Below are 8,408 nucleotides of genomic sequence, written 5' to 3' on the forward strand. Positions count from 1 at the left end.
GTCGAAGCTATGATTTTGAAATTATCTGGTACACTGGTGATCGTATCAGCGTGCGACATCCAAACCTGTGAGTGCTGGTCAATGCCTTTCATCAGCCGACTTTCGGTATTTACCGTACCAAGTTTGGCCCGGCCATATTCGCGAATGGCAGAGGCCTGCACCTCTCCCCCACTAGTATGAGCCAATAGTTGAGCGCCATAGCAAACGCCAAGAATGGGTAGTTTATGCCGGAAAGCAGCTAAATGAACCTCAGGTGCATCGGCGTCGCGAACGGACGATGGACTGCCAGAGAGAATGATGCCCTTCACATCAGACGTAATAACAGGAAGATGATTGTAGGGATGAATTTCGCAATAAACGTTCAGTTCTCGCACCCGCCGGGCAATCAGTTGGGTATACTGCGAACCGAAATCCAGAATCAGAATTTGTTCGGTGGCCATGAATAGGTCTCTAAAATGCAAAGTTAGGGCATTTTAGCCGTATGGCAAATATTGAGTGAATGAGTGATATACGTTTGAGTGAATAGTTGGTACGTTTCTGACCACTCAATTATAGAGTAGGTATTTCTTCCGAATCTGTTTGTAGGCGTTCAGTGCGGGTTGCCAGCTTTCGCGAATCTTGCTTTCCGAAACGCCCGCCAGAAGTTGTAATCGAAGTTGGTTTGTACCCGCCAGTCGATCAATACCATTATTGGCCAGAAAGAATTTACTTTTATCGGACGCTTGTTTAAAAAAATCGAAGAAGTAATTCAGCATTAGCCCCTGTCTGGAAATCGTCGCGTTCGTCAAATCCAGACCATAACAAAGCTGCCCTTCCAGAGGTGGGTTCATGGCGCCCGGTCTGTCAACTGGCGTAAAGGTATAGGGACCATACTTTGTGTAGGGCGAGCCAATTACCTGAAACTGTTTATCGGTTCCACGCCCTACGCTAACTACTGTCCCTTCAAAAAAACAAAGCGAAGGGTACAACAAAACGGCTTGCTGATTCGGGAGATTCGGCGAAGGGGGAACGGGTAATACGTAAGGCGTTTGACGCGTATAATTTTTCAACGGAACCACCGTCAGCGAACAGGTTTTACTGCCGGCCAGCCACCCTTCGCCATTAATCATCCGGGCCAGCTCCCCAATTGTCAGGCCATACACGACCGGAATAGGATTCAGCCCTACGAACGACTTAAATTTTGGGTCCAGCACGGGTCCATCCACGTAGTGCCCATTCGGGTTTGGCCGATCGAGCACAATCATGGGCTTGTTGGTTTCGGCACAAGCTTCCATAACGTAGTGCATGGTACTGGTATATGTGTAAAAACGAGCCCCAACGTCCTGAATATCGAATACCACTACGTCCAGCGAATCCATCTGCTTCGGTGTTGGCTTATAATTCTTCCCGTAAAGCGACGTAATCATGATTCCGGTACGCGGATCGCGCCCACTACTGATTTCTTCACCATCGGTTGCCTGCCCTCGAAAACCATGTTCAGGAGCAAAAATGGTTTTAATCGCAATTCCCCGCGCGATCAGACTGTCGACCAAGTGCGTACGACCAATCCGAGACGTATGGTTAACGACCATACCAACGCGCTTTCCTTGTAGCGCGGGCAGGTATAAATCAAGTTGATCTGCCCCAGTCTGAATGCTGGAAGTGGTTTGCGATTGATTCGCCTGAGCAGTTGCACTATAAGGCGCTAACAACGTAGCAATTATCAGAACGATAACTGTGGCACCTGAAAAGCAAATCGTCAAGTAGGGCGAAAGTGGTCGAAACAGCAGGTAGTTGCACAAAAACCGTAGCATGGGAACGTATCTGTAAATCACTAAAACGACTAAACAACAGAAAAGTATTGCGAACAAAGGTAAACCAAATGATAGGAAAGCAGGACAATCGTCTACTCAAAACCATTAACAAAGAACGTAATTGAGTACTTATATATATCCTGTTCATAAACATACGTAACAGTTCCAGCAAACGCAGATCGTCCTGTAGTTTATGAAATATTTAACCCTATAGTAAGGTATTCCTTTTTTTTTGTGACAGTTGAGCCACTTGTCCGTTAGTTTTGTACGGAAAGCGTTTAATACGTAATGAGTTAGTGATTGCGTAAGTGACAGCCTTCTATACATAGCCAACTGAATACCAACTTGAACGTTCCTGTTTTTCTAGCCCGCAAAGTACGTCACGCTCCTGAAGGTAGCTTTTCGGCCACCGTTACCCGCATTGGCGTCATCAGTATTGCCCTGGGGCTAGCCATTCTGATTATCGCCTTTGCCGTATTGTTTGGTTTTAAGGATACGATTCAACAAAAGATTTTCCTGTTTGGCGCCCATCTGCAGGTTAGCAAATTCACAAACAATGCCTCTTACGAAGAAACAGCTCTACCGCTCAACACAAACCTGTATCGCGATAGCGTTCGGATTCCGGGAGTACGGCACATCCAGGCCGTAGCAATGAAAGCAGGAATATTGAAAACGGACGATGAACTGACGGGAGTTATCTTGAAAGGGGTTGGCCGGGATTACGACTGGAATTTGTTTCGGGGATCGCTTGTATCAGGAACAGTACCCGTTGTTGGAGCCGACACCGGCTCAGGGTCGACACAACTGCTATTGAGCCAGTATATGGCTAACCAGCTAAATGTAAAAGTAGGTGAGAGCATCCCCCTTTATTTTCTGGGGAATGCCCCTCGCGCTCGTAAAATGACGGTAGTTGGCATCTACGAAACTGGTTTGGAGGAAGTCGATAAAACGATTGCACTGGGCGATATTCGCCTTATTCAACGCTTAAACCGATGGGGTCCTGATTCAGTAGGGACGTACGAAATTTTCGTAAAGGATTTCGACAAAATTTCGACGACCGCGAACAATATCTTCGACGTCATGGCGCCTGATATGCGCTTGATTCGGGTAACAGATCAATACCGGCCATTATTCGACTGGATGATGTTACTCGATCGAAACATGGTTATTCTACTAAGCCTGATTGGCTTTGTAGCATCGTTCAATATGGTATCTGTATTGTTAGTGTTAATGATTGAAAGAACACCTATGATCGGTTTGCTGAAAGCGCTTGGTGGGCCTAACTCGCTCATTCGTCGGATGTTCGTATTTGTTGGTTTAAACATGGTTAGCTGGGGACTACTCATCGGAAACGTAGTCGGGCTTGGTTTCTGTTTCCTACAAGATAAATTCAAGCTGATTCCGCTTGATCCCAAAAATTATTTCATGAAGTACGTTCCAATTGTGTGGGACTGGCCAAATATAGCATCTCTAAATCTGGCAACCGTTTTATTAATAGCCTTGGTATTATGGATTCCAACTATCATTATTAATCGAATCCAGCCTATCAAAGCGCTGTCTTTCAAGAAATAAACAGAACCTTTATTTTCCTGATGATGTCAGGCAATATCAAGCCCCCCCCTAATCCTTAATCCATAGGTTGTAGAATACAACGTCTGCTCAATAAATGTCTTATATGCTGCTATTTATTGATGGCAAAAAAGCACTGATAATGATAGCCTGATGCTTATTTTACCAGCTTCGTACTCACCTTTTCAGCTTATGCTATTTGTAAATCAATCTAACATATGAGAAATTGATAATAATAAAATTTTTGATCAAGAATATAGAATAATTCTTTCCATTATACATGCTGATATGAACACGGAAGCATAAATTCACGTTAGAAACACTTGCAATATGCATATACGTAATATAATAAAAAACATATAATGTTAATATAGATTATAGACGGATAAAAGTTTAATAAAATCTGTAACATTATATTCATTTATATTACCTATAATTGCGTAGCGGATATCTGTTTAACCCATTCATGTGAGTATTGCTGACTTGTAAATAATATTATCTTTTTGGTGACTATCTTAATAATGACAGGGACCTAATTTTTATAGTAGTGGCAGATTATAAATATACAATAAACCAATACAATAACATTACAGATAGCGTTAGGCTACAAACTGACTTTATAAAATACGAAGTACTATAGATTATATAATAGAAATCATTTATGTGTCTTTCATTATATAATTTACCTAAACCGATCTTAACTCTCTGAAATTAGTAAATCCAAAATTATAGACTTGATTTTTAAAACTTTCATTTGTTAAAAGGCAACCCTAACAAATTAATAAGCAGATTCGTTGACTATTCGTAATATTAACTCAAAGAGCACAAATAGTATTTGAATATATTTTTTAAACTAACGGCCTCTGGTTATTTATGCTAACTGTATCAATTGCGGATTCACCTCAAAGACAACCAATTTAGCATTGATTCAACAACTTACATTCTTAGGTATGATTTTAAAAACCCATTAGCATAATACTTAGTAGTTCAACGTAAAGAAATAGCTTATTTCTATTTATCAAAACACATTTTCTCACGCCGGCTTTCTACTTGTTATGAACAAATTTTTTACACATTTTCAGCGTATTGGCCGTGAGCGTATTGCAGACGATTTTACCACAAAATACCTCTCGACTGATTACGACTCAAAAAATAAGCAGGGAGAATTTATTTCAGATATTTTGTTACTTACAGATAACAATCAGCATACTATCTCTGCGCCTAAAAGAACGATATATACGGCCGCCGGAAAAAGACTTTTCGATATACTTATTTCAGGATTTGTCTTTCTATTTATTCTATCGTGGTTATTTCCTATAATAGGTGCCTTGATTTTAACAGAATCGCCAGGCCCTATTTTATTTATACAACCTCGTACTGGTCGTAGAGGAAAATCTTTTCCTTGTCTAAAATTCAGGACAATGCGGTACGCTCCCACTTCGCAATCAGATTTTAAACAGACGGCTAGAGAAGATGCACGAGTAACCTCGATAGGCCGTTTTCTTCGCAGAACTAACTTAGATGAAGTGCCCCAGTTTATTAATGTGCTTATCGGGCATATGAGCATGGTTGGTCCTCGTCCCCATGCCCTTCAGCATGACGCTTTACATTGGGAATCTGCTACGTACCGTCAACGCTACCAGGTAAAGCCAGGCATAACTGGGCTGGCACAAATCAGTGGAGCACGTGGCGCAACAGATACGGAACAAAAAATGAACCGACGCGTTCGATATGACCACTTTTATATTTCTCGCCATACCTTCTGGTTTGACATGAAAATATGCTATAGAACGCTAACGCTGATGATCAAAGGTGATGCAAACGCCTGGTAATAATAAATAAAGTTATGTGCTCAGTTATAGATATTTTTTATACGTAATTCCAGACTGCTCTAATAAAATTAGTTTAATTACTTATGAGTTAATTAGTTCAAATCGATCTATTGGATAAGCAATAAATTAGAGAGCACAAAGACTAAGTTAGTCTCAAAGTTATCCAATAAAAAATACTTAGTTTTTCACTAGAAGTGCATGCGTATTCTGATTTATGATATTAATTACACACCTGAGCTGACAGGTGTAGGAAAGTATACAGGAGAAATGGGCGCCTGGTTATCGAAGGAAGGTAATTCAGTAGAGGTCATTACGGCGATGCCTTATTACCCTGAATGGGAAATCCATACATCCTATAAAAATAAAAGCTGGTTCACAGAAATAATTGATGGAGTAACTGTTCACCGTTGTCCATTTTATGTACCAAAAAAAGTTACCTCATTAAAACGGATACTACATGAATTTTCCTTTGTAGTAAGTAGTTTACGCTTCTGGTTTCCTCTGTTTTTCTCTACAGCACACGACGTAGTGATTTGCATAGCTCCCCCTTTTCACATCGGCTTAATACCAGTCTTATATTCACGTTTGCGAAAAGTACCACTTCTGCTCCATTTGCAAGATCTTCAGATCGATATGGCTAAAGAATTAGGTATGCTGAAAAATCAAACTTTTTTAGATATACTTTTCAAAGTAGAACGGTTTATTTTAAAACGTTCCACAGCCGTTTCGACTATAAGTGAAGGAATGGTACGTAAGACGGCAGAAAAAAATGTTCTGCAATCACCATGTATTTTGTTTCCAAACTGGGTAGATGATTTGTACATTCGACCACTTCCTTCAAACGAATCGTTACGTACTGACCTTGGCATCGCTGCGGACGACAAGGTCGTTCTTTACTCAGGGAGCCTGGGAGAGAAACAGGGCTTAGAGCTAATTATCGAAGCGGCTCGATCGTTTAAAGATGAACCTGATGTCAAATTCCTGATTTGTGGTTCAGGAGGAGGAGAAGCGCGTTTAAAGGCATTAGCTCAGCAATACCAGCTGTCTAACGTTACGTTTCATCCACTTCAACCTTATGAAAAACTATCAGCGCTCTTGGCCACAGCCGATGTTCATCTGGTGCTTCAGAAAAAGTCTGCCTCAGATCTTGTATTACCCTCAAAGCTGACAAGTATACTGGCGGCTGGAGGCTGTGCATTAGTGTCGGCTATTCCTGGTACTACGTTGTATGATGTAATCGATAGTCACCAGATGGGAATTCTTATCGAACCTGAATCCGTCGATGCTTTACAAAAGGGTCTTACGAATGCTCTGCGTTCCGATTTATCGACGTATCGCCAGAACGCTCGTATATACGCCCAGAAGTACTTAAGCAAGACCACTATCCTTCAACAGTTTAGCAGAGATTTACATGACGTACATCGCAGGTTTTCGGATGTTCCGGAGCAGTTGGAAGAACGTGAAGTACAGAGCGCATAAGCCAATATAGATAGTCATTGGATAGTTATTTGTATTACTTAATAGAAAATAAAAAACTCATTAATTCGAATTTTTAATAGTATCATCATAGTTCATCCCGAATCTCATTGGCGCATGAGCCAATCAAGGCTTAAGTTTGATTTGAAGGCGTCAAAAATGGCCGCTTTGAGTCGATTAAGTAGTCCTAGCCAGAACTGTAATGTCTGGGTGTTAGCTGGAAGCTTTTAAGGAGATAGAATTTAGCTGACTGGCCTGAACCATACCGGTAAAGCCGTTATAATCAACTATTTTCAAAGATCTATCCAACTAATGAGATAGTCTAACCATTAAAACCAAATTTTAATGGTTAGTTAAGCAAGAAAGGGCTTATACCGCTTGCTACATTAATCCGAACAATATACTTTTAGGTATAATTAACTTATACTCAGCGAATTCGTATGGTAACCGCTCGTAAGGTGTTTTTATTGATCCTACTTCTGTTTACTACGGTTTCAGTATTTACCTGTAACAATAATGAAACCAGTACCGTCACGCCCCAGGATTCTTACTTAGTAAGCTATACTGAGATTGGGGCTCTATCCAAAGAGCAACTCGCAGCTCAGAATGGCAACCAGTTAGCCGTTCAGCTTCAAAAGGCAGGGCTGAAGTACGACATCAAGGTGTATAAGTTGATTTATAACACAAAATTGCCTGATGGAACAACAACTAAAGCTTCAGGTGCTGTTGTGGTTCCGACGGTGACGTCTCCAGTCCCAATGATCAGTCAGCAACATGGTACGATTTCCAATGATGCTGATGCGCCGTCGAATTTCAGTTCTAAAAGTGATGTTGCTACCACTTGTGTATTTTTAGCTTCCGTCGGCTATATAATGGTTTGCCCTGATTACATTGGGTATGGGGAGTCAAAGCAATTGCCACATACATACGAGCTACGTAACGATTTGGCAACGGCTTCCCTGGATATGATTAGAGCCGCTAAAGAATTCTTTAGGAAAAAATCAGTTAAATGGAATGATAAATTATTTCTGACGGGATACTCTGAAGGCGGTTACGCTACGATGTCATTGCAGAAAAAAATTGAAGAAGAATTTCCATCTGAATTTCCGCTGACAGCGTCCAGTATTGGAGCGGGCGCTTATCACAAAACGGCTTTTTTGAAGTATGTCATTAATCAAAAAACCGCTGGGAATCCAAGCTCAAATAAAGTGTATTTGTGGGCATTAATGTCATACAATGACTCTTACAAATTAAACAAACCTGTAGGATATTTCTTAAAAGAACCCTATGCATCTCAGGTTGCCCAAAATGGCAAGAATGTGACTATTAACGTCAGTATGAGCGATATATTTAATGACAGTTTTAAAAAATCTATCAACGATGGTACAGAAACAGATTTTTTGAATGCCGTTAAAGATAATGATGTATATGACTGGAAGCCTAAAACACCAACGTATCTATACCATGGAACAGCTGATGACCTGGTGTTCTTTTTCAATACCCAGGACGCTTATGATGCTATGACAAAAAGAGGAGCTCCAGACGTTGAAATAAAACCTATCAAAAACAAAGGGCACGCTTCAGCAGCGGCTGATTACCTAATTGGAACGTATAATTACTTTGCAAGCTTTAACTAGCTGTCCTCTCTATAGCTAATGAATTTTCTGGTACAGTTCAATAAAACTGTACCAGAAAATGGGCACCAGAAAATAGTAAGTTCTAACGATTATCAGAGTAT

At 40.7% G+C, this 8,408-nt stretch carries 6 protein-coding genes; 4 read left to right on the forward strand and 2 right to left on the reverse strand.

Annotated features, from left to right (window positions below; translation table 11 throughout):
- Both ACOJS8_RS24725 and ACOJS8_RS24730 read right to left on the reverse strand, forming a co-directional pair.
- The coding region (locus ACOJS8_RS24725; protein ID WP_420151236.1) for a glutamine amidotransferase-related protein at positions 1-440 on the reverse strand (440 nt) is incomplete at its 3' end.
- Positions 441-545: 105 nt separating this feature from the next.
- Entirely contained in the window at positions 546-1,793 is a 1,248-nt protein-coding gene (locus ACOJS8_RS24730; protein ID WP_420151237.1) for an exo-beta-N-acetylmuramidase NamZ domain-containing protein, read from the reverse strand.
- 345 nt (positions 1,794-2,138) lie between these two features.
- On the opposite strand from ACOJS8_RS24730, the gene ACOJS8_RS24735 reads away from it, so the two are divergent.
- From ACOJS8_RS24735 to ACOJS8_RS24750, 4 genes are all read left to right on the forward strand, one after another.
- The gene (locus tag ACOJS8_RS24735) at positions 2,139-3,365 is read left to right on the forward strand and encodes an ABC transporter permease (RefSeq protein ID WP_420151238.1); all 1,227 of its coding nucleotides are present in this window, start codon (positions 2,139-2,141) and stop codon (positions 3,363-3,365) included.
- A gap of 1,052 nt (positions 3,366-4,417) precedes the next feature.
- Complete coding sequence (locus ACOJS8_RS24740; protein ID WP_420151239.1) at positions 4,418-5,194, forward strand: sugar transferase; 777 nt, start codon at positions 4,418-4,420, stop codon at positions 5,192-5,194.
- A 198-nt stretch (positions 5,195-5,392) separates the two neighbouring features.
- Positions 5,393-6,673: a WcaI family glycosyltransferase gene (locus tag ACOJS8_RS24745; protein ID WP_420151240.1), complete on the forward strand. Its 1,281-nt coding sequence runs from the start codon at positions 5,393-5,395 to the stop codon at positions 6,671-6,673.
- A gap of 437 nt (positions 6,674-7,110) precedes the next feature.
- The gene (locus tag ACOJS8_RS24750) at positions 7,111-8,307 is read left to right on the forward strand and encodes a lipase family protein (RefSeq protein WP_420151241.1); all 1,197 of its coding nucleotides are present in this window, start codon (positions 7,111-7,113) and stop codon (positions 8,305-8,307) included.
- The last annotated feature ends 101 nt before the right edge of the window (positions 8,308-8,408 follow it).

Source organism: Spirosoma sp. (assembly GCF_048594605.1).
Lineage (GTDB): Bacteria > Bacteroidota > Bacteroidia > Cytophagales > Spirosomataceae > Spirosoma.

Bases quoted from the DNA above. Each gene is read 5' to 3' on its own strand.
- ACOJS8_RS24740 (WP_420151239.1), top strand. From the start codon at position 4,418: ATGAACAAATTTTTTACACATTTTCAGCGTATTGGCCGTGAGCGTATT.
- ACOJS8_RS24745 (WP_420151240.1), top strand. From the start codon at position 5,393: ATGCGTATTCTGATTTATGATATTAATTACACACCTGAGCTGACAGGT.
- ACOJS8_RS24750 (WP_420151241.1), top strand. From the start codon at position 7,111: ATGGTAACCGCTCGTAAGGTGTTTTTATTGATCCTACTTCTGTTTACT.
- ACOJS8_RS24730 (WP_420151237.1), bottom strand. From the start codon at position 1,793: ATGCTACGGTTTTTGTGCAACTACCTGCTGTTTCGACCACTTTCGCCC.